The organism is Serinicoccus shuyuelongi (assembly GCF_045032955.1).
Taxonomy (GTDB): Bacteria; Actinomycetota; Actinomycetes; order Actinomycetales; family Dermatophilaceae; genus Ornithinicoccus.
Genome location: NZ_JBJFZU010000011.1, coordinates 35,038 through 58,517 on the forward strand (window position 1 = coordinate 35,038; position 23,480 = coordinate 58,517).

The 23,480-nt window shown below is 69.1% G+C and carries 22 protein-coding genes; 11 read left to right on the top strand and 11 right to left on the bottom strand.

The window, feature by feature from the left end; all coding sequences use genetic code 11:
- Positions 1-27: 27 nt before the first annotated feature.
- The 5 genes from cysC to rfbA are packed head-to-tail and all read left to right on the top strand — an operon-like array spanning position 28 to position 5,185.
- Positions 28-1,119 carry an adenylyl-sulfate kinase gene (gene cysC / locus ACI3EY_RS13025; protein WP_405040654.1) on the top strand — a complete coding sequence of 364 codons (1,092 nt, stop codon included), beginning with the start codon at positions 28-30 and terminating at the stop codon, positions 1,117-1,119.
- The gene (locus tag ACI3EY_RS13030; RefSeq protein ID WP_405040655.1) at positions 1,116-1,886 is read left to right on the top strand and encodes a 3'(2'),5'-bisphosphate nucleotidase CysQ; all 771 of its coding nucleotides are present in this window, start codon (positions 1,116-1,118) and stop codon (positions 1,884-1,886) included. Before cysC ends, ACI3EY_RS13030 begins: the two co-directional genes overlap by 4 nt.
- A 25-nt stretch (positions 1,887-1,911) precedes the next feature.
- Entirely contained in the window at positions 1,912-2,922 is a 1,011-nt protein-coding gene (gene rfbB / locus ACI3EY_RS13035; protein ID WP_405040656.1) for a dTDP-glucose 4,6-dehydratase, read from the top strand.
- Between the two features lie 2 nt (positions 2,923-2,924).
- Positions 2,925-4,313, top strand: a complete 1,389-nt coding sequence (locus ACI3EY_RS13040; RefSeq protein WP_405040657.1) for a sugar nucleotide-binding protein — start codon at positions 2,925-2,927, stop codon at positions 4,311-4,313.
- An 8-nt stretch (positions 4,314-4,321) separates the two neighbouring features.
- Entirely contained in the window at positions 4,322-5,185 is an 864-nt protein-coding gene (gene rfbA / locus ACI3EY_RS13045) for a glucose-1-phosphate thymidylyltransferase RfbA (protein ID WP_405040658.1), read from the top strand.
- Between the two features lie 10 nt (positions 5,186-5,195).
- Here the strand turns inward: rfbA and lhgO are convergent, their stop codons facing one another.
- From lhgO to rfbF, 5 genes are read right to left on the bottom strand one after another with little or no spacing between them, the layout of a single operon-like run.
- Complete coding sequence (lhgO, locus tag ACI3EY_RS13050; RefSeq protein WP_405040659.1) at positions 5,196-6,410, bottom strand: L-2-hydroxyglutarate oxidase; 1,215 nt, start codon at positions 6,408-6,410, stop codon at positions 5,196-5,198.
- Complete coding sequence (locus tag ACI3EY_RS13055; RefSeq protein WP_405040660.1) at positions 6,407-7,711, bottom strand: NAD(P)H-dependent oxidoreductase; 1,305 nt, start codon at positions 7,709-7,711, stop codon at positions 6,407-6,409. Before ACI3EY_RS13055 ends, lhgO begins: the two co-directional genes overlap by 4 nt.
- Positions 7,708-8,250: a dTDP-4-dehydrorhamnose 3,5-epimerase gene (rfbC, locus tag ACI3EY_RS13060; protein ID WP_405040661.1), complete on the bottom strand. Its 543-nt coding sequence runs from the start codon at positions 8,248-8,250 to the stop codon at positions 7,708-7,710. The genes ACI3EY_RS13055 and rfbC overlap by 4 nt, the downstream gene beginning before the upstream one ends.
- Positions 8,247-9,275: an NAD-dependent epimerase/dehydratase family protein gene (locus tag ACI3EY_RS13065; RefSeq protein WP_405040793.1), complete on the bottom strand. Its 1,029-nt coding sequence runs from the start codon at positions 9,273-9,275 to the stop codon at positions 8,247-8,249. The genes rfbC and ACI3EY_RS13065 overlap by 4 nt, the downstream gene beginning before the upstream one ends.
- A gap of 5 nt (positions 9,276-9,280) precedes the next feature.
- Positions 9,281-10,054 carry a glucose-1-phosphate cytidylyltransferase gene (gene rfbF / locus ACI3EY_RS13070; protein WP_405040662.1) on the bottom strand — a complete coding sequence of 258 codons (774 nt, stop codon included), beginning with the start codon at positions 10,052-10,054 and terminating at the stop codon, positions 9,281-9,283.
- Positions 10,055-10,292: 238 nt separating this feature from the next.
- Here rfbF and ACI3EY_RS13075 point away from each other — a divergent pair, with 238 nt between their 5' ends.
- The gene (locus ACI3EY_RS13075; protein WP_405040663.1) at positions 10,293-11,276 is read left to right on the top strand and encodes a glycosyltransferase; all 984 of its coding nucleotides are present in this window, start codon (positions 10,293-10,295) and stop codon (positions 11,274-11,276) included.
- Positions 11,277-11,285: 9 nt separating this feature from the next.
- The gene (locus ACI3EY_RS13080) at positions 11,286-12,218 is read left to right on the top strand and encodes a glycosyltransferase family 2 protein (protein ID WP_405040664.1); all 933 of its coding nucleotides are present in this window, start codon (positions 11,286-11,288) and stop codon (positions 12,216-12,218) included.
- 22 nt (positions 12,219-12,240) lie between these two features.
- Here the strand turns inward: ACI3EY_RS13080 and ACI3EY_RS13085 are convergent, their stop codons facing one another.
- From ACI3EY_RS13085 to ACI3EY_RS13110, 6 genes are all read right to left on the bottom strand, one after another.
- Positions 12,241-13,506, bottom strand: a complete 1,266-nt coding sequence (locus ACI3EY_RS13085; protein WP_405040665.1) for a hypothetical protein — start codon at positions 13,504-13,506, stop codon at positions 12,241-12,243.
- A complete protein-coding gene (locus tag ACI3EY_RS13090) occupies positions 13,503-14,522 on the bottom strand; it encodes a hypothetical protein (protein WP_405040666.1) in 1,020 nt (339 codons plus the stop codon). Before ACI3EY_RS13090 ends, ACI3EY_RS13085 begins: the two co-directional genes overlap by 4 nt.
- Before the next feature lie 95 nt (positions 14,523-14,617).
- On the bottom strand, positions 14,618-15,490 hold the full coding sequence (locus tag ACI3EY_RS13095) for a glycosyltransferase (protein ID WP_405040667.1): 873 nt from the start codon (positions 15,488-15,490) through the stop codon (positions 14,618-14,620).
- Positions 15,490-16,524, bottom strand: a complete 1,035-nt coding sequence (locus ACI3EY_RS13100; protein WP_405040668.1) for a glycosyltransferase family 2 protein — start codon at positions 16,522-16,524, stop codon at positions 15,490-15,492. Before ACI3EY_RS13100 ends, ACI3EY_RS13095 begins: the two co-directional genes overlap by 1 nt.
- Positions 16,524-17,786 carry an O-antigen ligase family protein gene (locus ACI3EY_RS13105; RefSeq protein WP_405040669.1) on the bottom strand — a complete coding sequence of 421 codons (1,263 nt, stop codon included), beginning with the start codon at positions 17,784-17,786 and terminating at the stop codon, positions 16,524-16,526. Before ACI3EY_RS13105 ends, ACI3EY_RS13100 begins: the two co-directional genes overlap by 1 nt.
- A gap of 58 nt (positions 17,787-17,844) precedes the next feature.
- On the bottom strand, positions 17,845-18,663 hold the full coding sequence (locus tag ACI3EY_RS13110; RefSeq protein ID WP_405040670.1) for a hypothetical protein: 819 nt from the start codon (positions 18,661-18,663) through the stop codon (positions 17,845-17,847).
- Positions 18,664-18,987: 324 nt separating this feature from the next.
- Here ACI3EY_RS13110 and ACI3EY_RS13115 point away from each other — a divergent pair, with 324 nt between their 5' ends.
- The 4 genes from ACI3EY_RS13115 to ACI3EY_RS13130 all read left to right on the top strand — a co-directional run bounded on the left by ACI3EY_RS13115 (position 18,988) and on the right by ACI3EY_RS13130 (position 23,285).
- Positions 18,988-19,572: an acyltransferase gene (locus ACI3EY_RS13115; protein ID WP_405040671.1), complete on the top strand. Its 585-nt coding sequence runs from the start codon at positions 18,988-18,990 to the stop codon at positions 19,570-19,572.
- Positions 19,569-20,435, top strand: a complete 867-nt coding sequence (locus ACI3EY_RS13120) for a glycosyltransferase family 2 protein (RefSeq protein WP_405040672.1) — start codon at positions 19,569-19,571, stop codon at positions 20,433-20,435. The genes ACI3EY_RS13115 and ACI3EY_RS13120 overlap by 4 nt, the downstream gene beginning before the upstream one ends.
- Before the next feature lie 70 nt (positions 20,436-20,505).
- Entirely contained in the window at positions 20,506-21,720 is a 1,215-nt protein-coding gene (locus ACI3EY_RS13125; RefSeq protein ID WP_405040673.1) for a glycosyltransferase family 4 protein, read from the top strand.
- Positions 21,717-23,285, top strand: a complete 1,569-nt coding sequence (locus ACI3EY_RS13130) for a lipopolysaccharide biosynthesis protein (RefSeq protein WP_405040674.1) — start codon at positions 21,717-21,719, stop codon at positions 23,283-23,285. Before ACI3EY_RS13125 ends, ACI3EY_RS13130 begins: the two co-directional genes overlap by 4 nt.
- Positions 23,286-23,480 lie beyond the last annotated feature (195 nt).

The following is a 23,480-nucleotide window of genomic DNA, read 5'->3' on the forward strand; positions in this document are numbered from 1 at the left end:
GTTGCAGTGCCTGGCAGACTGCCCCGCGTGGACAACACATCGGCGGCTCATCCTGAGGTCTTCCCCGGCACCGCGACGCTCGACGACCTGGAGCTGGTGCGGCTGGGGCTGCTGCCCCGCACCGCGCTCACCGTGACCACTCCCGCCACGGTCGTGGACGCCGAGGGGGTCACGGTGGCGGTGACGGGTCAAGGTGGAGAGGTGGCGTGGCGCGCGGAACGGTCCGCTCGCCCCTTCGAGGCGTGGCACGTGCACGAGGGCGATCCGAGCATCGAGCCGCCGACCGTCCTGGTGGCCGACGCGGAAGGGCTGGGCGCGATACCGGCAGGGACGCGAACGGTGCTGCTGCTCGCCTCGACCGACGGTGAGGACAGCGACCACGCCATCGCGCTCGCCCGGCAGGCCGTCGACGCCGCTGTTGCGGCCGGGGCCGAGCTGCGGATCGTGCCGTTGCGGGCCGACTCACCGGGGTGGCGGTCCAAGGTCGAGGAGATCGGGAGACGGGTCGGCGCGGCAGACCTCGTGCACGACCTGACGACCCTGCCCCCGGCATACCCGGGGCCGACGACACAGGGGGTCGTGGTGCTGCTGACCGGACTGTCCGGGTCGGGGAAGTCGACGCTCGCCCGGGCACTGCGCAACCGCCTCGTGGAGAGCTCGCCACGACCGGTCACCCTGCTCGACGGTGACGTCGTGCGACGCCACCTGTCCGCCGGGCTGGGCTTCGGCAGGGCGGACCGGGAGACGAACGTGCGCCGTATCGGCTGGGTCGCTGCCGAGGTCGCGCGGCACGGTGGAACGGCCATCGCCAGCCCGATCGCGCCGTTCGCAGCCAGCCGGGACGAGATGCGACGGATGGTCGAGGCGCAGGGTGGACAGTTCGTGCTCGTGCACGTGGCCACCCCGCTGGAGGAGTGCGAACGACGCGACCGCAAGGGTCTGTATGCCCGCGCCCGGGCCGGTGAGATCGCCGACTTCACCGGCATCTCGTCGCCCTACGAGGAGCCGACATCACCCACGCTGCGGCTGGACACCACCGGACGCCCCGTCCCGACACTCGTGGACGAGATCCTGTCCGCCGCACCGTCCCTGACCGCGACGGCGGAGACGAACCGGTGACCTCCGGCCCCCCCGACGACCACGGGCTCGCCCGGACCCTGGCCGTGCGCGCCGGGGAACGACTGCTCGAGGTCAGGGCGGCATCGCCTCCGTCCATGCCCGGTGACCGGCTCAAGTCGATCGGGGATGCGGCGGCCCAGGAGGTGCTCTCCATCGCTCTGAGGGCGTTGGCCCCCGACGACGCCGTCCTGAGCGAGGAAGCCCCGGACGACCACGCACGACTGAGATCCGATCGGGTGTGGATCATCGACCCGTTGGACGGCACCCGGGAGTTCAGCGAGCGTCCTCGCGACGACTGGGCCGTGCACGTCGCCCTGTGGGAGCGTGGGCACCTCGTGGCCGGAGCGGTCGCGCTACCGGCCCGGGGGCAGGTCTTCAGCACTGGCGAGGTCGGCGCGCTCCCGGGCCGGCCGAGGTCCGGGCCGCTGCGTCTGGCGGTCAGCCGGTCACGCCCCCCGGCGCTGGTCACCGCCCTCGCGGAACGGCTCGGCGCCGCCCTGGTGCCGATGGGCTCGGCCGGGGTGAAGGCGATGGCGGTGGTGGAGGGCACGGCGGACGCCTACGTGCACGCCGGCGGACAGTACGAGTGGGACTCCGCGGCACCGGTCGCGGTCGCCCAGGCCTACGGGCTGCACTGCAGCCGGGTCGACGGCAGCCCGTTGGTGTACAACAGCGAGAGTCCGTGGATGCCTGACCTGGTCGTCTGCAGCCCCGAGGTGGCGGATGAGCTGCTGAACGGACTGGCCGCACTGAAGATCGGGGGCTGAGCCACGCCTTGGTAGCCTGCGAGACGTGCAAAGGCTACTTGTCACCGGCGGTGCCGGCTTCATCGGGGCGAACTTCGTGCGACATGTCGTCGAACAGACCGAGGCCGCTGTCGTCGTTCTCGACAAGCTCACCTACGCGTCCTCCCCCGAGGCCCTGGAGGGGCTGCCCCCCGGACGTGTCGAACTGGTGACCGGCGACGTCACGGACGAGAGCCTCGTGGACACCCTGGTGAGCCGCCTGACCGGCCCCGAGGACGCGGTCGTCCACTTCGCAGCGGAGTCGCACAACGACAACTCGTTGCACGATCCCAGCCCGTTCATCCAGACGAACATCGTCGGGACCTTCGTCTTGCTCGAGGCCGTGCGCCGTCACGAGGTACGTCTCCACCACATCTCGACCGACGAGGTGTACGGAGACCTGGAGCTCGATGCCCCGGAGAGGTTCACCGAGGCGACCCCCTACCGCCCCTCCAGCCCGTACTCGTCATCGAAAGCCTCCGCCGACCACTTGGTCCGCGCCTGGGTGCGCTCGTTCGGCGTGCGCGCCACGATCTCCAACTGCTCGAACAACTACGGCCCGTGGCAGCACGTGGAGAAGTTCATCCCCCGGCAGATCACCAACCTCCTCGCCGGCGGGCGGGTCAAGCTGTACGGCTCCGGTGAGAACGTGCGCGACTGGATCCACGCCGAGGACCACTCGAGTGCGGTCCTCGCGATCCTCGACCGGGGCCGGATCGGCGAGACGTACCTGATCGGTGCTGACGGGGAGAGGTCCAACCTGGATGTGGTGCGGACGCTGCTCACCCTCCTGGGCCATCAGGCCGACGACTTCGACCACGTGACCGACCGGCCCGGTCACGACCTGCGGTACGCCATCGACTCGGGCAAGCTGCGCGACGAGCTGGGCTGGCGGCCCGCTCACCGTGACCTGCACGAAGGCCTGGCCGCGACCATCGACTGGTACCGCGAGCACCGGCTGTGGTGGGAGCCGAAGAAGGCGACCGTCGAGACCGCCTACGCCGCGAAGGGGCAGTAGAAGTGGCACCAGGCGTCCGGACGACGGCCGTCCCCGGCCTGCTCGTCGTCGACCTCCAGGTCCACGGGGACCCGCGCGGATGGTTCAAGGAGAACTGGCAACGCGCCAAGATGCTCGAGCTGGGGTTACCCGACTTCGGTCCGGTGCAGCACTCCGTGGCCCACAACGGACCGGCGGGGGTCACCCGTGGGGTCCATGCCGAGCCCTGGGACAAAATGGTGTCGATCGTGCACGGACGTGCCTTCGGCGCCTGGGTCGACCTGCGTGAGGGCCCGACCTTCGGGACGGTGCACACGGAGATGCTGGACGAGCACACCGCGGTCTTCGTGCCTCGAGGTGTCGGCAACTCCTACCAGACGCTCGTCGAGGACACGGTCTACTCCTACCTGGTGAACGAGCACTGGAGCCCTACGGCGGCATACACCATGCTTGACCTCGCCGACCCGACGGTCGCCATCTCCTGGCCCATCCCCTTGGACGACGCCACCATCTCGGACAAGGACCTCCACCACCCACCCCTGGGGCAGGTCTCCCCGGTGCGCCCACGGCGCACCCTCGTCCTGGGGGCCGGCGGACAGCTCGGTCGGGCGCTGCTGGGCGTCGTACCCGGCGCCGAGCCGGTCACCCGCGAAGCGCTGGACCTCGAGGACCCCGGTGCTGTGGACATGTTCGACTTCTCCGGCGTGGGCACCGTCATCAACGCAGCCGCCTTCACCTCGGTCGACGAGGCCGAGAGCCCTGAGGGACGCCGCAAGGCGTGGGCGATCAACGCTGCCGCCGTGGCCGCTCTGGCACGGGCCTCCGTGCGCCATCGATTCATCCTGGTGCACTACTCGAGCGACTACGTCTTCGACGGCACCCGGGCCTCCTACGGGGAAGACGACCCGCTCTCGCCCCTGGGTGTCTACGGCCAGTCCAAGGCGGCCGGTGACCTCACGGTCTCGGTCACCCCGCGGCACTACCTGCTCCGCACGTCCTGGGTCATCGGCGAGGGCCGGAACTTCGTGCGGGTCATGCAGCAGCTCGCGCAGCAGGGCAGCAGTCCCCGGGTGGTGGACGACCAGGTCGGCAGGCTCACCTTCACCACCGAACTGGCCGCGGCCACGGCTCATCTCCTGACCACGCAGGCCGCGTTCGGCACGTACAACGTCACCGGCTCCGGCGACCCCCTGAGCTGGGCCGACCTGGCTCGCGAGGTCTTCCTCGCCGAGGGGGCCTCCCCCGAGCAGGTGACGCCGACCTCCACGGTCGACTACACAGCGGGCGCAGACCGGGCGGTCTCCCCCCGGCCGGCATCCTCGGTCCTGCGGCTCGACAAGGTCACCGCCAGCGGGTTCACCCCCGAGCCACAACTCGACGGGCTCGCTCGCTACCTCCACCCGACGAACTGAGGCTTCCCATGCGCGGCATCATCCTGGCAGGCGGCACCGGATCGCGCCTGCACCCGATCACCTTGGGCATCAGCAAGCAGCTGGTGCCGGTCTACGACAAGCCGATGATCTACTACCCGCTGACGACGCTGATGCTGGCCGGCGTCCAGGACGTGCTGGTGATCACCACCGAGCACGAGGCCGGCCAGTTCCGGCGGCTGCTCGGCGACGGCGAGCAGTTCGGGATCTCCATCACGTATGCCACGCAGCCGTCCCCCGACGGCCTCGCCCAGGCCTTCCTCATCGGGGCCGACCACATCGGGACGAGCGACGTCGCCCTCGTGCTCGGGGACAACATCTTCTACGGACAGGGACTGGGGGACCAGCTCCGCCGGTTCCAGGGACTGACGGGCGCCGCCGTCTTCGGCTACCGGGTGAGCGACCCCACGGCATACGGGGTGGTCGAGTTCGACGCCCACGGCCAGGCCATCTCGCTGGAGGAGAAGCCTGCAGCACCACGCAGCTCGTACGCGGTGCCCGGCCTCTACTTCTACGACAACCGGGTCGTCGACTACGCCCGGGACCTGCGGCCCTCGGACCGCGGGGAGCTCGAGATCACCGACCTCAACCGTCGCTACCTCGACGACGGGGAGCTGCAGGTCGAGGTGCTCCCCCGCGGGACGGCGTGGCTGGACACGGGCACGTTCGACTCGCTCAACGACGCCTCGAACTTCGTCCGCACCCTGGAGGCCCGGCAGGGCTACAAGATCGGTGCACCGGAGGAGGTCGCCTGGCGGATGGGGTACATCGACGACGACGGTCTCCGGTCCCGCGCCGAGCGGCTACGGAAGTCCGGCTACGGCGCCTACCTCCTGGAGTTGCTGGACGTCTGAGACCGTCGGCTCATGCTGCAGCCTCCAGCACCTGGTCGGTGATCAGGTCCGCGATCGGCAGCGCCGAGGTGGCGGCCGGCGACGGTGCGTTCAGGACGTGCACGGTCCGGTCGGTGCCGAGCACCAGGAAGTCCTCGACCATGGAACCGTCCGGGCGAAGAGCCTGCGCCCTGATCCCGGCCTCCTGGGGGCCGAGGTCGGCCACCGTCAGCTCGGGGCAGTACTTCCGCACCAGCGCGAGGTAGCCCGGACGGTAGAGGGAGTTCCACTGCTCGACCGCGCCCGTCCGCAGCTGCCGTCGGGCGAGCCGCCAGAAACCTGGGAACCGGAGCACGTCCGCCGCGTCAGCCGGGTCGACGGACAGCTTGGGGTACTTCTCGCGCGCGAGACCCAGGACGGCGTTGGGACCCACGGTCACCCCACCGTCCATCATCAAGGTCAGGTGCACCCCGAGGAAGGGCAGAGCCGGGTCCGGCACCGGGTAGATCAGGGTGCTGACGATGTCGTTGCGCGACGCAGGCAACCGGTAGTACTCGCCCCGGAACGGGACCATGCGGACGTCGGTGCGCACCCCGGCGGCGCGGGCCAGCCGGTCGGCCTGGATCCCGCCACAGGCCACCAGCCTGCTGGTCCGGACCTCGTCACCAGGCTGGCCGGCCCGGCGGGTCGACAACGTCACCTCGTCGCTGTTCTCGGAGATGCCCGTGACCTGCACCCCCAGCTCGATGCGCCCCCCCAGCTCGGTGATCCGGTCGGCCATCGCCCGGCACACCGCCCCGTAGTCGACGATGCCCGTCCCAGGGGAGTACAGGGCACCCACACCTGCCACCCTCGGCTCCCGGGCTCCCAGCTCGGCTCCGTCCAGACGTTCCAGGGTCAGACCGTTGCTGGACGCCCGCTGCCGCAGCGCCTCCATCCGCACGAGCTCGGCCGCGTCCGTGGCGACGATGAGCTTCCCGGTGTCCCGGTAGGGCACGCCGTGCTCGTCGCAGAACTCCCGCGTACGACGCGCCCCCTCGATGCACAACCGTGCCTTGAGGGACCCTGGTGCGTAGTACACCCCGGCGTGGATGACACCGCTGTTGTGACCGGTCTGATGGCGGGCCAGCACCTGCTCCTTCTCGAGCACCAGCAGGTCCGCTCCCGGTCGCCGCTGCAGCAGGGTCAACGCGGTGGCCAACCCCACGATCCCACCGCCCACCACGACGAGGTCGTGCCGCGTCATGGCGACACGCCGTGCAGGGCGTCCTGCTCGGCCCGGAGCTCATCGCTCAACCGCCCGGTAGGGACGGTGACGTCGGCATAGGTGATGACCGCGTCCTGGGGCACGTCACGGGTGAGCACGCAGTCCTGCGCGAGCCCGACGGGCAGCAGCCGGTCGCGAGCACCGACCTCGGCCCTCTCGCACTCGCCGTAGTAGGTGTAGCCACCCAGGGCGTCCAGCGTCTCGCCCGCCTTCAGGTCGCGCTTCGCGACGGTGACCACGTCGACACGCGGCGCTCCGGGCAGGGGCCTGATCGTCGCGTCGCCCAGCAGGGCTGCGCGCGCCACGGTGGTGGGCACCTCGAAGTGGCACAGGTGGTAGGGGGTGTAGAAGCTGTACAACGGCCCCTCACCCAGCTTGTACAGGTTGAGATAGTGCCGCTGACGCGGGTCGTCGTGCTCCGCGAGCACGTACACACCCGGACCGGGCTGGGAGCCGACGACGTAGTCGACCGCGCCGCCCAGGCTGCGCAGCTCCTCCACGTCGTACATGGTCGTCAGCTCGTCCACGTGTCCACGGTGTTCTCGTTGCAGCATGCCGCGGCGGTGCACCGAGAAGCCGGCAGCGTTCGCGACCAGCGCCTGCTCGACGGAGACCTTGGTGCCGTCCGCGAAGCTGGTCACCATGTGCGGGTCCTGACCCCACTTGCGGGCGAAACCCTCCTGCGTGGTGGGCGTCCGGTACGGGTCCTGCAGGCCCTTGACGTTCCCGGCGACCAGGGGTCGTAGCCCCAGCCCTCGGACGAAACGCACCAGGTTCATCTGCACGCCGGGCTGGTCCCCGTCGCAGCCGGTGTAGACCAGGCCGGCCCGCTCGAACCGCGCGCTGAGAACGGGACCGATGGTGGCGTCCACCTCGGCGTTCATCAGCACCAGGTGCTTGCCGTCGTCCACCGCGGAGAGGGCCAGGTGAGCGCCGAACTCGACGGCACCGGTGCAGTCCACGACGACGTCGACACCATCGGCCGCGGTGAGCGCGTGCAGGTCGTCGGTGACGGCGGTGCCGCCTGCGGTCACCACCCGGTCCACGGCCGCCGCCGAGCCGGCCTCCTTGACCTGGTCCTCGGTGAGCCCCGCTCCGGCGAGGACCTCTCGCGCCTGCTCGGGTCGACGCGCGTAGATCGCCGCGACCTCCATGCCGGGCACCGTGTTGACGATGTGGTTGACCAGCCCGGCAGCCATGAAGCCTGCCCCGGCCACGCCCACCCGCAGCGGGTTCCCTTCCGCCGCCCGGGCGGCCAGGAGGGTGTCCGTCAGGATCACGGCAGCGGCCGCCCGTCCCAGTCGGGCCAGCCGGCGTCCTTGTCCGACACCACCGTCACCTCGTGCGGCCAGGTGATCCCGAAGGCCGGGTCGTCGTAGCGCTGTCCCCGCTCCCCCTCGGGGGCATAGGGACCGGAGACCTGGTAGAGCACCTCGGTGCTGTCGGCCAGCGTCTGGTAACCGTGCGCCACGTAGGGCGGGACCCACAGCGCTCGGCGGTTGTCTGCGGTGAGCTCCACCATCGTGTGCGCGCCGAAGGTGGGACTGTCCTCGCGGAGATCCAGGGCCACGTCCACGATGGCGCCCCGGATGCACCGCACGAGCTTGCCCTCGGCGTGCGGAGGGATCTGTCGGTGCATACCGCGCAGCGTCCCGGCGCGGTGGTTGAAGGAGAGGTTGGCCTGCACCACCATGGTGTCCAGACCCTGCTCGGCGAACTCGGTCGTGCAGAAGGCACGGGCGAAGAAGCCCCGGTCGTCACTGTGCTCCTGCAGGTCGACGACGACGCATCCCTGCACCTCGGTGGGCGTGAACCTCATACCGCCAGCTCCTTCCAGAACAGCTCCCGGTCGACCTGCCCGGTGCCGAGCAGGTGCTCGATCTGCTTGAGCCGGGTATGCCCCCGACCGTAGAAGGTGTCCGCGTCCAGGCCGATGCCGCGGAAGAGCTCGTGCAGCTGCCGCGCCCCGCGCGCCAGGTCCCAGTCGCACGAGAACCCCAGCGTGTCGTGGATGCGGTCGAAGTTGACCCGGTAGGAGCGGTTGTCCGCACTGGGGGGACCGAAGCTGAGCTCGCAGCCGTCGAACTCGCGCGCCACCGTCTCCGCGATCTCCCGGACGGTGTAGTTCTGGTCGTTGCTGCCGACGTTGAGCACCTGGTCGTGCACCGTCTCGACGGGTGCGTCGAGCACCATCCGGATGGCCTTGGCGATGTCCAGCCCGTGCACCATCGGCCGCCACGGGGTCCCGTCCGAGGTCATCGCGATGGTGCGCTCCACCCACGCGAGACCGGACAAGTTGTTCAGCACGATGTCGAACCGCTGCCGGGGGCTGGCGCCGAAGGCGGTGGCGTTCCGCAGCATGGTCGGGTGGAACGAGTCGTCCGCCAGCTCGTGCAGGTCGTCCTCGGTCAGCGCCTTGCACTCGGCATAGGCGGTCTGCGGGTCCACCGGCGAGGTCTCGTCGACCCACCCGTCGGCGACCCCGTAGACCGAGCAGCTGCTCATGTAGACGAAGCGGGAGACACCCGCCTCCTTCGCCACCCTGGCCACGTGGGCGGAACCCCGGTGGTTGATGTCGTAGGTGATCGGGCCCACCAGGTCGCCGGTCGGGTCGTTGGACAGCTCGGCCATGGCCACGACCGCGTCGACCCCGTCGAGGTCGTCCACGCTCAGGTCCCGCATGTCCTTGGCCAAGGTGTAGGGAGCGGTCGACTGCCCGTGGTACAGCCATCCGTTCTTGTAGAAGCCGGTGTCCAGGCCGATCACCTCGTGCCCCTGCTCGACGAGGGTCGGGGCCAGCAGGCAGCCGAGGTACCCCTCGGTGCCGGTCACCAGGATGCGCATGCCGCTCACCACACCTTCCAGGGCGCCTCGCCGGCAGCCCACAAGTTCTCCAACAGGTTCTTGTCCCGCAACGTGTCCATCGGCTGCCAGAAGCCGGTGTGGCGGAAGGCGCTGAGCTCACCGCGGTGGGCCAGGTCCCGGAGCGGGCCCTGCTCCCACACCGTGTCGTCGCCCGTGATGGTGTCGATGGCAGCGGGTTCGAGCACGAAGTACCCACCGTTGATCCAGGCGCCGTCCCCGTCCGGCTTCTCCTGGAACTGGTCCACCCGCGTCTCGTCGGGACCCAGCACGAGGGCGCCGAACCGACCGGGGGGCTGGACGGCCAGCATCGTGGCCAGTCCTCCCTGCTGGCGATGGAAGTCGATCTCGGCGGTCAGGTCGACGTCGGCCACCCCGTCGCCGTAGGTGAGGCAGAAGGTCTCGTCGCCGATGTGCTCGCGTACCCGCGCCAGGCGTCCACCGGTCATGGTCTCGGCGCCCGTGTCCACCAGGGTCACCCGCCAGGGTTCGTCGTGGGGCGTGTGCACGGTCACCTCGTCGCGCCCCAGGTCCACCGTGAGGTCGGACATCCGCCTGCGGTAGTTGACGAACCAGTCCTTGATGACGGTCCCCTTGTAGCCGCAGCACACGACGAAGTCGTCGATCCCGTGCGCGGCATACGTCTTCATGATGTGCCAGAGAACAGGCAGGCCCCCGATCTCCACCATGGGCTTCGGTCTCAGCGCGGTCTCCTCGCTGAGACGCGTGCCCAGTCCTCCCGCAAGTATGACTGCTTTCACAATTTCACGACCTCTTGTCCGGTGCCGCCTTCACGGTTCGGCGGGCGTCAGAATCCTAGCCCGTGCGACGTTGTAGCGGGAAAGAAGTATGCATCTTTGCTTTCCCCCGCACCTTCGGTCAGGCTAGCCACCCAATGGATGGCGTGAGACCGTGGGGCCGCGGCCCAGGAAGTTCGACCGGTGCCCGGTCCTCGTGCATCCTAGCCCTTCCATCGATCCTGAACGAGGAGAACGCCTCATGAGTCGTCGCGCAGCGCTGCTGGTGGCCGAGAGCGGAGGGCATCTCGAACAGCTGACCCGCCTGGAGAGGCGACTACGCCCCGCGTTCGACGAGGCGACCTACGTCACGTCCGAGTCCGACCAGTCGAAGACCCTTCTCGCCGGGCGCCGGGTCCGCTACGCGCGTCGGGTTCCGCCCCGAGGGTTGGTCGGCGCCGCGAGGGGCTTCGTCCCGGCCCTCCGCACGCTGCGCCGTTCCCGGGCCACCGACGTGATCTCGACCGGATCTGCCATCGCCGTTCCCTATCTCGTGGCCGCCCGGCTGCTGGGCCGACGGGCGCACTACATCGAGAGCGCCGCTCGCACCTCGGGGCCGAGCGTCACCGGGCGGATCCTGCGGCGGGTCCCGGGGGTGCATCTCTACGCACAGTACCGCCGGTGGGCCGACGCCGAATGGCGGTACGAGGGGTCGGTCTTCGACGGCTACTCGGTGCAGGCATCGACGGACCCGAAGACTCATGCAGGTCGCGTCGTGGTCACCCTGGGCACGATGAGCCAGTATCCCTTCGACCGCGCAGTGGCCGCACTGGAGCGAGTCCTGCCCGAGGTCACCGGGCCGGACACCCACTTCCTGTGGCAGGTCGGGGAGGTCACCGGGTATGCCCTTCCCGGGGATGTTCATTCGAGTGTCCCCGCTGACGACCTGCGCGCGGCTATCCGTCAGGCCGACCTCGTCATCGCCCATGCCGGCACAGGCTCGTCCCTGCAGATCCTCGACGCCGGCCGCGTCCCGGTCCTGCTGCCCCGTTCGCAGGAGCACGGCGAGCACATCGACGACCACCAGCAGCTCATCGCTGACGAGCTCCAGTCCCGTGGGCTCGCCGTCATCGTCGACCCCGACGCACTCCGACATGATCATCTGCTGAAGGCCATGGCTTCCGAGGTGTCCAGAGACGACCAGACGTCGCCCTTCACCCTTGCCGACGGATCCCGGCCGGACTGAGACTGCACCATGCCCGCCATCTCGATCATCGTCCCGACCTTCCGACGGCCGCACTTCCTCGCGCAGGCACTCGCCTCGGTACGTGCTCAGACGTTCACGGACCTCGAGGTGCTGGTCTGCGACAACGCGGCCGACGCCGTCACGGAGCAGGTCGTGCGAGAGCTCGACGACCCGCGGTTCGTCTACGTGCCGCGACCGCAGAACCTCGGCATGCTCCGGAACGCCATGCTCGGTTTCGCCGCCGCATCGTCGCCCCTGGTGATGAAGCTGGACGACGACGACACCCTGCGACCCGGCGCGCTGGCACGGCTGGTCCACCCGTTCGCCGACCACCCTGATCTGCACCTCTGTTTCGGCGGTGTCGACCTGGTCGACGAACACACCGACGACCTTCCCGAGGCGACGGACGAGCTGAACCGGACGAGCGGGCGCGCGCGGCTTCTCGAGGGCCTGCACCCGGACGGCACGCGGCTGGTCGCCTCGGGTGCCGTCCAGCTCGCCGGGGGTGTGCTGAAGGCCGACGTCGTCGACTGGCTCGCCGTTCCCGATGAGGTGGCGACTGCCTACGACGTGTATCTGGCCCTGGCAGCTGTCGCTGACGGCCGGCCGGCCTGGTTCACGCCGGCTCCGGTGATCGCCTACCGTCTGCACCCCGAGGCCGACACCGCACGTCATCTGGGGCCGCAGGCACTAGGCGCGTGCCGGGTGATGGAACGTGCCCTCGAGAGCGGGAGGCACACCGACACCGCCTCGCTCCGTCGCCGCCTGGGCGTAGCCTCCCTCGTCGCGGGCCGCGTCGCCCGGCATGAGGGCGACCGAGCCGGCGCCAGGTCGCTCGCCCTTCGCGCGGCGCGTCTGGCGCCCGGGCGCGAGAGCCTACAGTTGCTGGCCGCCACCCTGGCACCGACGAAAGCCCTGGCACTTCTGTCACGCCGAGGGTGAGCGGCCGACCCGCTCTGGCCGGTCAGGTGCGGCGGCGCAGCACGACGATCGTCAGCAGCGCAGCGGTGGCGACGGCGACCGCCCCGGCCGCGACGACCCTTCCGACAGCAGGGCCCTCTGACTCGCTCGCCTGAACGGGTGCGTCGCTGCCGGCAGCCTCCGTGGGGACGGCCTCGTCGGCCTCTGCCGTCTCCGGTTCCTCGGTGGCGGTAGCGGTCTCGGGCCCCGCCTCTTCCGGGGCCAACGGCTCGGCGTGCTGGCCGTAGTCGACAGGGAGAGCCACCAGCAGCTCAAGGGGGAACGGGTCCTCACCGCGCGCGGGGTCCCCGGCCATCTCCTGGGAGCTGTAGCGACCCCGGAAGATCTCCTCGTACCGGTCCTCCTCGAGCCCGAGAACGTGCTCACCCGCCAGCGCGATGGCACCGGACGTGTCGGTGACGATGAACCCGTACTCCTGTGCGGCCTGGGCCACGGTACGGGCGGTCGGGGACAGGTTGAACTCATCGAGGTCCAGGTCCGCAGGCAGTCTCAGTCGTTGGCCCATCGCCAGCTCGTCGCCCTCGTTGCGCCCGTCCGAACGCACTGCAGGCCAAGAGATGACCCCCTGTTTGACCCTGGGGATACCGACACCGATGACATGGTCGATACGACCGTCAAGCAGCTCCTGCTGCCGGATCGTGTACCCCCACATCGCCAGCCCGCCCGCGGCCGCGCCATAGGGGACGGGGAAGGATCCCTCCGACATGGAAGCATCCTCGATCACGCCGCCCCAGCACGCCTCCCACCCGCCGTCAACGGTTTGACGGGTCTGCCACAGCTCCACCAACCTGCCGGTGTCGCGGTTGTAGATGGAGACGTTGCCGTCACTGGAGGCGTCGGGCTCGAGATCCTCGGGCAGGTGGGTACCGCGTAGCGCCTCACGCAGCTCCACGTCCCACCCCGGGTCCTTGTCCTGGCAGTTCCACAGCCCGATGTCGTACTCCGGGTCCGAGGCGGTCGCGACGATCAGCGGCGCGGTGTAGTTGTCCGTGTTGATCGTGATGTTGGGACTGCCCGGGCTCCCGAAGTTCTCCTCACCTTGCCGGTAGAGGCTGGCGACCAGCTCCTGCGAGTTGTCCGCCACAGGGGTCTCCTCCGGGAGCGGACGGTAGAACGGGGAGTCGGGATGGAAGACCCCCTCGGCCGTGGTCGACAGCTGTGGCTCCTCGGCCAGTCCGGCACCGGCAAGCGCAGGCGCCACCAGTACCGCCAGGACTACCCCGACCACCGTCGTCCGAGTGGGGCTCACGAGTAGTACTCGTCGAACGGCATCAGGCGCGACGCGAGGTCCTGGGTCGCCTCGGGGGGCGCCCAGGGACCGGACAGGATGCGGTCCACCTTGCGTCGGAAGTCGGCGTAGAGTTGACAGACCTCTGCTACGGGGGGCGGGTAGCGCACCGGTGACCACTCGCCGCGCATACCTTTGGCCAGGACCTCCAGGGTCGGCACCCGATAGGTGAAGGGCTCGCGAGCGAAGAGGTCGATGAACAGCCTGATCAGCAGGATGCGGAACCGGTCGTCGACGAATCCGTCGCCCGACCGTTGAAGGTGGCGGTAGGTGGAGATCACGTAGTTGAAATGCACCACGTCATCGCTGGGAAGGACCCGGCGACGCGCAGGGTCGCTGACCGCTTGCGGATGCAAGGTCGTGTCGAAGGTGTGCTGCTGGCCCAGGAGCTCGCCCCGGTGCCCCATGTGCATGCTCGGTGGGAAACTGCGGGCCCAGTCCGTCCTCGCGATGACATCCCAGGTGGCAGCCAGCGCGACACCCTGCTCGACGAACCACTGGTCCCAGACCGGGTCGACCCCCAGCACGTCCAGGTCCTCGCGTCCAGCCATGACCACGCGGTCATCCAGGAGCGAGGGATGCATCAGGAAGAGGTCGGCATCGTGCAGCACCACGAACTCGCTGCGAGCCGACGCCACCCCGGTGATGAGCTGGACCCCGTGGTTGCGCGAGGGGTTGCGCATGCGTGGGAGCACCACGCGCTCCGGGTACGGAAGGGGCGCCAGCGTCAACGGACCGTCCCAGGACGTCGCGCTGCGCTCCACGATCCGCTTCACCTCAGGGGTCAGCACATCCGGCAGCACCAAGGTCTCGACCCGGCCCTCCGCCCGTTGGGTGGCCACGACGGCCAAGGCCAGCTCGAGGAAGACCGGCAGATCTCCGGGGACCGGCACCAGCACGGAGTAGCCGGCCTCCTGAGGACGCCGAGGGCCCCAGGTCGCGAAGCGGCTGTTCCAGTAACGCCCAAGGACGGACATGCGTCTTCCCCTACAGGTATGCGGCATACAGGCACGTCGTCACGGGAACGTAGCCTGACTGCTGAGCCTAGCATCGGGCTCGTGCCACGATCGGCTCAGTGCCGCCGCTGCACCGCCATCTTGAGCGACTCGTACCGCTCGAGTCCGATCAGTCGGCGAAGCACCACGGCGGTGGGACGCACGACCCTGTCCCGCGCCGTCCGGGCCGGCTGCGAGAGGAGGTCCCTCGCGCGCGCGCCGACGCTGGGAGCGGGTACGTCTTCCAGCAGACCGGCGTACAGCGAAGCATGGTTGCTCGCCGGCGTCAGACGTCCACCCACTCGGTTGGAGACATTGCGGCCGTGCACCACCTGCAGCCAGGCGGGCGTCCCTGCATCCCGCACGACCGGCATCTGCTCTTCGAGCTGGTTGTGGAAACCCGCCCAGCACGTCCGGAAGTCGTCCGAGCCCAGGTCGTCGACGACGGCGACGAACGCATTGACCTCGTCGCGTCGCAGATAGACGTCCCCTTCCCGTCGGATCAGCCCCATGGTCAGGTAGACGGCGCCGGGCCGGGACTCCGGCGTCAGCTCCCGCACCCGCCGGACGTAGTCCTTGGCCAAGCCGTCGTCGTTGTCGAGGTTCGACGTCACCACCGGACCGTCTGCCTTCCCCACTGCCTCCCGGACGTGTCCGCGCAGCTCCGTCGGATCCAACGGGCCGCCCAGGTAGATAGGGAGCACGGGCAGCTCGTCCGCGAGCTCCGACATGCGCTGGCGCAGCCAGTCCGGGGTGCTGTCACCCAGGTAGATGATCCAGACCACCTCACCGACGGTCAGCTGCGCCCGCACCGACGGCACGGTGTACTTCTCGAACAACTCCATCCGGGCCGTCAGCCACTCGTCGGAGAAGATCGAGCGCTCCACCCGGTTCGCCGGGAGGTTGAACCGGGTGAGGAAGACGTGCGGGACGACGGTCGAGGCGGCCATCAGTTCCTTTCCTGGGAGGGGGTCGAGCGGCTCTTGTCAGGCACCGTGGCGGCGATTCGGCCACCCGTACGGCGATCGATCAGGAGCTGGCGCCATCGGCCGATCCGCAGCGCACCTGGGACGTATCCGAACACCAGGGACCTGAGTTGGACCCGGCGATCCTGCGAGCTGAGGCCGGCCAGGCTGCGGTAGCGCCCGCGTGCCTGGCTCCACCGCCTCGCCCTCAGGTCCTCCCCTGCCCGCAGGTCCAGCAGGCGCGGCGCCTCGGTGCCCAGCCGGAGGGTGAGGAACTCCCGCTCGTGTCGACCCAGACCGTCCCAGTGCTCGTCCTTGACCCTCCTGACGATCACGTCCTCGGCCGCGTGTCGTCGCTCATCAGCAGACTTGGCGTCGGGCGTCAGCCGGTACAGCGCGTGGGGTTCCGGCTGGAAGACCACCTCCCACCCGCTGAGCACAGTCCGGATCCAGAACTCCCAGTCCTCGCAGTAGAGCAGGTCCTCGGCGAAACCGGGCACCTCGTCGAGCAGCTGCCGTGGGAAGAGACTCAGGATAGGGACGAAGTTCTTCTGCAGGATGGCCAGTCGCTGACGGTCCTGGGGGAAGTGCGGACCGATCAACCGACGCCCGTGGGCCAGCCCCGTGGACGTCAGCTGCAGCGCCTCACACATCACGACTCGTCGTCCACCGCCTGCGTCGTGGTAGCGGGCGAGAGCCTTCTCGAGGTAGGCAGGCAAGAGCACGTCGTCGGCGTCGCAGAAGGCGATGAAGTCTCCCCGTGCCTGCTCCAGTGCGGCGTTGCGCGCCACCGAGCTGCCGGCGTTCTCCTGACGCAGGTAACGCACCGCGTCCCCGTGGGCCTGACAGATGTCGCCGGTACGGTCGGTCGAACCGTCGTCCACGACCACCACCTCCACACTGGGGTGGGTCTGGGTCAGGACGCCGGAGAGACTGGCCCCGATCGTCGTCTCAGCGTTGTAGGCCGGCATGACCACCGTCACCAGTGGCACTCCCTCGTTCTTCACCGCAGCACCCATCACCTCACCTCCCCACTGCTTGCGCACGGTAGATGCGGGACGGCATACCGCCACGCCGGTATGCCGGCGATCAACCAGACCGCATAGTTGGGGAACGGGTTCGACATCGGGCCGAAGGACCCCGCCACCAGCCAGACGGTGACGATGACGGCGGAGAGCACCGACCAACCACGGAGGTCCGGGGCGGCGTCGACCGGGAGCCGCGCGAGCGCCCAGCGCACCGGCCCCAGCACGATGATCGCCACGAACACCAGCATGGCCGGGATCCCCAGCTCAGCGCCGCGGGAGAGGATCACGTTGTGGACCTCGATGGTCGCGTTGTTCATCGGAAAGGAGTCGGACTGCCTGGCCCACTCGGCCCCGTCAGGATAGAAGCGTCGCCAACCGATGCCCGTGAGAGGCATCTCCCCCAGAAGCCGCAAGGCCGCAGCGTTGCTGCTCAAGCGGTCGTAGATGGGTCCGGCCGACGCGGACCGTTCGGTGATGTCCTCCACCAGGCTCGGCATCAGCAGTGCCACAGCGCCCAGCCCGAGCATCCCGGCCCCCGCCATGGCCGGGATCCAGGACCGCAGCGTGGGGACCAGCACGAGCAGGACGACCAGGGCGACGGCCAGTCCGACCCAGACCGACCGTGTCGTGGTGAGGACGACCCCGAAGAGGCTGAGCAGCATGACCAGAGCACCCAGGCTGGTCCAACGGCGCAGCCTCCGGGTGGCCAACAGCCCGGCTGCTCCCGCTGTGACCGCCAGCGCCATCGCCATCGCCTCTGCACCCGCGAACGGTCCGCGAGCCCGTCCGAAGTGCAGTCCTACCTCCTCGTCCATGATGTAGCGAGGGAACACGAGTTGTGGGGCGACGATCTCGAGCACGGCGGTGACCGCGAGGTACAGGCCCAGCACGGTCAACATCTTCAGCAGCAGGTCGCGCCGAGCGACATCCGTGAAGATCAACGGTGCCAGGACGAACATCAGGAACGGCAGCACCGTCCGATCCAGCAACGCGTACAGGTGGACACTCTCCAGCAGATTCCCGTGCCAGATCATCGACACGACCGTCCACAGGACGAAAGCCACCATGAGAGCGTGCACGAGTCCCGGGCGCAGTCGTGGCCTCGTGGGATCGCGCAACAGCAGCACGATCGCCAACGGGATCAGCACGCGGTCGGGCGAGATCGGGAGGAACAACCGGTGGCTGTGGCCCGAGAGGACGTTGCTGGCCACGCCCAGCAGGAAGAGCCAGACGTACACCGGCTGGGTGTGCACCCACCGAGGAAGGAGGTCCGTCAGCCGCTGCGACGCAGGCCGGTGGGGCGCTGTGATCTCAGCCGTGGCCGGGGGCATCGTCCTGCGCCTCGTCGCGGACCGTCTCCACTGCGGTGTCGGTATCGCCGCGAAGGCGACGGCGCTCCCGCAGCAGGACCAGCACCGTCGAGGCACCCAGCCCGACCAGTAGTCCCAGCAGGCCGTTGCGCTGGATGACCGAGAAGCGATCGTCGGAGACGATCTGCGCCGGCGACACGTCCACCAGCTCCGCCTCGGTGCTGCGGCTGGCGACCAGGCTCCGGTACCGGTCACGCCTCGCATCCTGCTCCAGCTCCATCACCGTGAGAGCGGCCTCGGCGGTGACGAAGGCCTCGAACCGGCGCTCCACCTCGATCTGGGGCTGTCCATCCTCCAGGCCCTCTTCGTACACGTCCTGGATGCGCTGGGTCTCGATCCGCGCCTCGGTGAGCGGTCGCACGTTGCTCTCGATGTCCTGCAGCAACGCATCAGGGTCGTTTCCTGAGGCAACCTCGTTGACCGTCTCGATGAGGTTGTCCGATGCCTGCTGGGCCGCCTCGACCGCGATGTCCTCGTCGTGGGAGGTGGCCTCGATCCGCAGCACGTTGGACTCGACGATCGGTGATGCGGACAAGGACAGCGTCCCCTCTGGCGCCCAGCGTCCTTGCACCCCCTGGTGCGACACCCACCGCGCGTAGTTCGACGCCATCTCTTCCGACGCGCTCGGAAAACCTGGGATGTTCAGCGCCGTCATCTGGCCGCTACCCACCGCCAGACGGGCCTCGGCGGTGTGCACGACCGGACGCAGGAAGGAGGCCAGCACGGCGATCAGCACGAATGCGGCGGTGACGATAGCCACCAGCGGCCAGTACCTCCGGTACGACACCCAGGCTGAACGGCCCCGATGGTCGGGGGAGCGGTGGATGGTCATCTGTCTCCTCAAGAACATGCCGCCGCCCCGGACGGTGGGTCATCACGCCGTGGACCTGATCGTGCAGTATGACTGCTGCGTCCACCTCGGTACTTCAACGGCGGGGCCCGACGGGCTCGGGTCAGTATGTCAGCCCATCACGCAGTATGGTAAATGGCCAGGTGAATCACACCACGGCATTCTGTGGTTGGCCTGGGATACTCTTCCCGTGGGCCGGTCAGGGTGCCATCCAGGACCGCACGAGGAGGTCTCATGCCATCGCTGGTCCGTACCGTGATCAACGGGGCGTGCTACACGTTGTACTACGGCGTGGCTGCTCGGCTTCCCCGCAGCTACTCGCCCGGAGGTCACCTTGCTCGCCGTCTGCGACGGGCCACAGCGGGATCGTTGATCCAGCACGCCGGCGACGACGTCAACATCGAGGCCGGCGCAGTCTTCGGATCAGGACGGGAACTGCGGCTGGGCCACAGGTCCGGTCTGGGAGTCGACGCCGACGTCCACGGGCCGGTGACCATCGGCAACGACGTGATGATGGGCCCCCGCTGCACCATCCTCACCCGGAACCACCGGATCGACGACGTCCACAGCCCCATGAGCAGCCAGGGGTTCGAGGAGTATCAGCCGGTGGCCATCGAGGATGATGTGTGGATCGGCGCGAATGTCACCATCATGCCGGGGGTCCGGGTGGGCACGGGCTCGGTCCTGGCTGCGGGAGCGGTCGTGACCCGTGACGTCCCCGCCTACAGCATCGTCGGTGGCGTCCCGGCCGTGGTGCTGCGCAGCCGACTGCCCGAAGGCATGGCTCCTCCTCGAGCCTCCTCCGAGGGCGGATCGTGACCTCGCGGGACTTTTCCCCTGTTGCCAGCGTCGTCATCCCGGCCCACAACGAGGGCCGCAGCATCGCTGCCTGTCTCGCTCCCCTTGTCTCCGAGGCATCAGGGCTGCCCCTGGAGATCGTCGTCGCCGCCAACGGGTGCACGGACGACACCGCTGCGGTGGCACGACACTTCTCGGGGGTGACGGTGCTGGAGGTGCCCGAGCCGTCGAAGACGGGTGCGATGAACGCGGCCGACCAGGTTGCCAGCTGTTTCCCCCGGTTCTACCTCGATGCCGACGTCTGCCTGGACCGAGAGGCGATCCACGGCCTCGTCGAGGCCTTGACCACCTCCGAGCCTCGACTGGCCGCACCAGGAGTGAGGCACGACACCGCGGGAGCGGACGTGCTGGTGCGCCACTTCTACGCCATGTACCGGCTCCTGCCCTCCTCCGCCGGCACTGCGGTCGGGCGCGGGGTCTACGGCCTCTCCTGTGCCGGTCGGGCACGCTTCGACACGTTTCCTCCCGTGCAGGGCGACGACCTGTTCGTCAACCGGTTGTTCACTCCCAGCGAGACCGTGCTGACCCGCGGTACCTCCACGGTGCGCACGCCTCGCCGGTGGACCACGCTCGTCAAGGTGCGCAGTCGGGTGGCCCAGGGGAACGCCCGCTTGGCCAAGGACCGCAGCGGCCAGCTGGGCACGCTTGCCCGAACCCATGACTTCGCCCCGACCACCGGCTCGACGGTCCGTGCCCTCATCCGCCTGGTGCGTCAGCGACCCTCCCGGCTGCCGTCTGCAGTCACCTACGCGTCACTCACCCTCATCGCCCGGGCCCACCGCACCGATCACAGGACGTGGCAGCGTGACGACTCCACGCGGTGAACGATCGGCAGCTGCCGCGCCAGCGCCCCCCCGGCGCCGCCTGGCCTATCTCAACAGCCACTATCCGGCGTTGTCGCACACCTTCATCGAGCGCGAGATCGCGGCCGTGCGGGATCAAGGCATCGCTGTGGACACCTTCTCCATCAGGGCCTCACCGGCTGCGGACCTCCGCTCCCGGACCATGCGACAGGAGGCGGCCCAGACCTTCGTCCTGCTCGGTGGTGACCCCGCACCCTGGGTGAGGGCGCACCGGTCGACGCTGGGTCGCACCCCGATCGCCGCTGCCCGGACCCTGTGGACGGCGATGCGCAGCGGTGACGCCACGCCCCGGGCCAGGGTGTGGCAGACGTTCTACTACGGGGAGGCGGTGGTGCTGCACGACCAGATGCGTGCTCGCGGGCTGCGGCACGTCCACGTGCATCACGCCAACGTCTCGGCCGATGTGGCCAGGCTCGTCTGCCGGCTCGGAGACACCATCGACGGCCCCGGGACCTGGACGTGGTCCCTGACGGTTCACGGATCCGCCGAGTTCGAGAACGTCACGCAGTGGGACGTGGCTGCGAAGATCCGGCAGGCGCGGGCCATCGCCTGTATCAGCGACTTCACCAGAGGACAGCTGATGCGGTTCGTCGACCACACGCACTGGGACAAGATCGAGGTGGTCAGGATGTCGGTGGACCCCGATCAGTACCGCCCACCTGCCGAACCTCGTGGGCATACCGGTCCGCTGCGCGCCTTGGCCGTGGGGCGTCTGGTGACCCTGAAGGGCTTCCATGTCCTCATCGACGCGTGCGCCCGCCTGCGGGACAACGGAGTCACGGTGGAGGTGCGCATCGTCGGGCAGGGACCTGACGAAGGTGTCCTCCGGGAGCATCTCGCGCGGACCGGGCTGGAGGAACAGATCCATCTGGTCGGTCCGGTCGGCCAGGACGACATCCTCGCCCACTACCACTGGGCGGACATCTACCTCATGACCTCCTTCATGGAGGGGCTCCCGGTCGTCCTCATGGAGGCTATGGCGACCGAACTCCCTGCGGTGGCCACCGAGCTCTCGGCCATCCCCGAGCTGGTGCGGGACCGGCACAACGGGTTGCTCGTCCGGATGGCCAGGGCCGACCTGCTCGCCGACGCCATCGGAGAACTGGCCGCGGACCCGGATCTGAGGCATCGGTTGGGCGCAGCCGGCCGGGAGAGTGTGCTGACGGAGTTCACCCCCCGGAGCACTGGCCCTGCCATGGCCGACTTCCTGGAGCGAGCAGTACCGGCCGACGCCGGGCCCTCATGACCGGGCCACCCCACGCGGCGGGACCGGACGGACCGCAGGAGGAGACGGCCGCGGTCACACCGCAACCGAGTCTCGCGGGTCGCCTCATCCGTGGCAGCAGCTGGCGGATCCTCGCCCAGATCATGCCGCTGTTCGTCAACCTGGCACTGACCCCGTTCGTCATCACCACCCTGGGCCGCACGGGCTACGGCCTGTGGCTGGTGACCAGCACCGTCACGCAGCTGATCGCAACGTTCGACGGGGGGATCGGCAGGAGCGCGCAGTACTACTTCGCACTGCACGCCGGAACCGACGACCGACGGAGCATCACCCGGCTGCTCGTCACGCTGTCCGTCGCCGCGATAGCAGTCAGCGGGTTGTTCCTCGTCCCTGCCTTCATCCTGGCGGCGGACATCGCGCGCTTCTTCCAAGCTCCCCCAGAGCTTCTCGATGACACCACCTTCCTCCTCCGGGTCCTCCTGGTGCTGGTTGCCGCGGGGCTGCTGCGGAACCTCTTCGCTGCGGCGCTGCACGCCTACGAACGCTTCGCCATCTCGTCGGTCTCCTCTCTCCTGAGCTACGCGGTGTATGCCGCGGGCATGCTCTGGGTCCTCTCTGCCGGCATGGGTCTACGTGGTGTCGCGTATGCGTTCATCGCCCAGCAGGTGGTGGCCACCCTCACCATCGTTCCCCCGTCACTGCGCCACCTGTCATGGCGAGGCGTCGGCTTCGTGTCGTGGGCACGGCTGCTGGAGGTGGGAAAGGTCTCCTGGCGGGTCCAGGTCTCGGGGCTGCTGACCATCGCCTCCATGCAGGGGGTGCTGCTCATCGTCGGGCGGTTGCGACCTGGCCAGGTACCCGACTTCGGGCCCGGCAACACCTTTGCGCAACAGCTCCGGTTGATCCCGATGAACGGCGTCGCTCCGATCCAGGCCATGCTGGGACGCAGTGTCGGCAGCATCGGGCCGGCGGCGGCGGCCCCGGAGATGACGCACGTGCAACGCATCTGGGTCCGTGCCGTCACCGGCTGGGTGGTGGTGGGAGCACCCGCTGCCTACGTCGGCGTCAACGTGTGGCTACCCCTCGAGGGGGAGCTGGCCGGGCAGGTCGCGGCCATCATGCTCGTCGCGCAATGGCTCGCCCTGCTGCCGCAGGTCCTGCTCCAGTGGCTGCTGCTCCTGGGACGCGCCCAGTACGAGATGTGGAGCAGTGCGCTGACGGTCCTCCTCCTGGCCGTGGTGTCCTTGATCCTGGTGCCGCAGGTCGGTGCCATCGGAGCCGCCGTGGGTGCCGTCGTGGGTCAGTTCGGTGGTCTGATGCTGCTGCTCTGGATCTCCCGACGGCTGGAGGTGCCGGTGCCGTCCGCGTGGTCGGCGGTGCCGTGGTGGCAGGCCGTGGTCGCCGGTTCCTGCAGCGCAGCGGCCGTATGGGTGATGCAGATGCTCATTCAGGATGGTCCGCTGCCCTCCGGCGGTCTGGGGTTGCTCCTGTGCGGAGCGGCGGCCGGTCCCGCGCTGCTCCTGTTCGTCGTGCTCACCTGGGGCCCCGGCACGGTTCAACGCTTCCTGCGGTCTCGTCTGCGCTGAGACCGGCCGCAAGGCTGGTGTGGTAGAACACGCACAGTGACCGACCGATCGACTCATGTATCTGTCTCGGCAAGATCTGCTCGTCGTGATGCCGGTGCCTTGACGCACCGATGACGCGGACGAATGCAGGTACCCCCCTCTCCGACAGCGGCGCGGGATCGACGTGACACCGGATAGTGAGCCTCGAGCGACGGC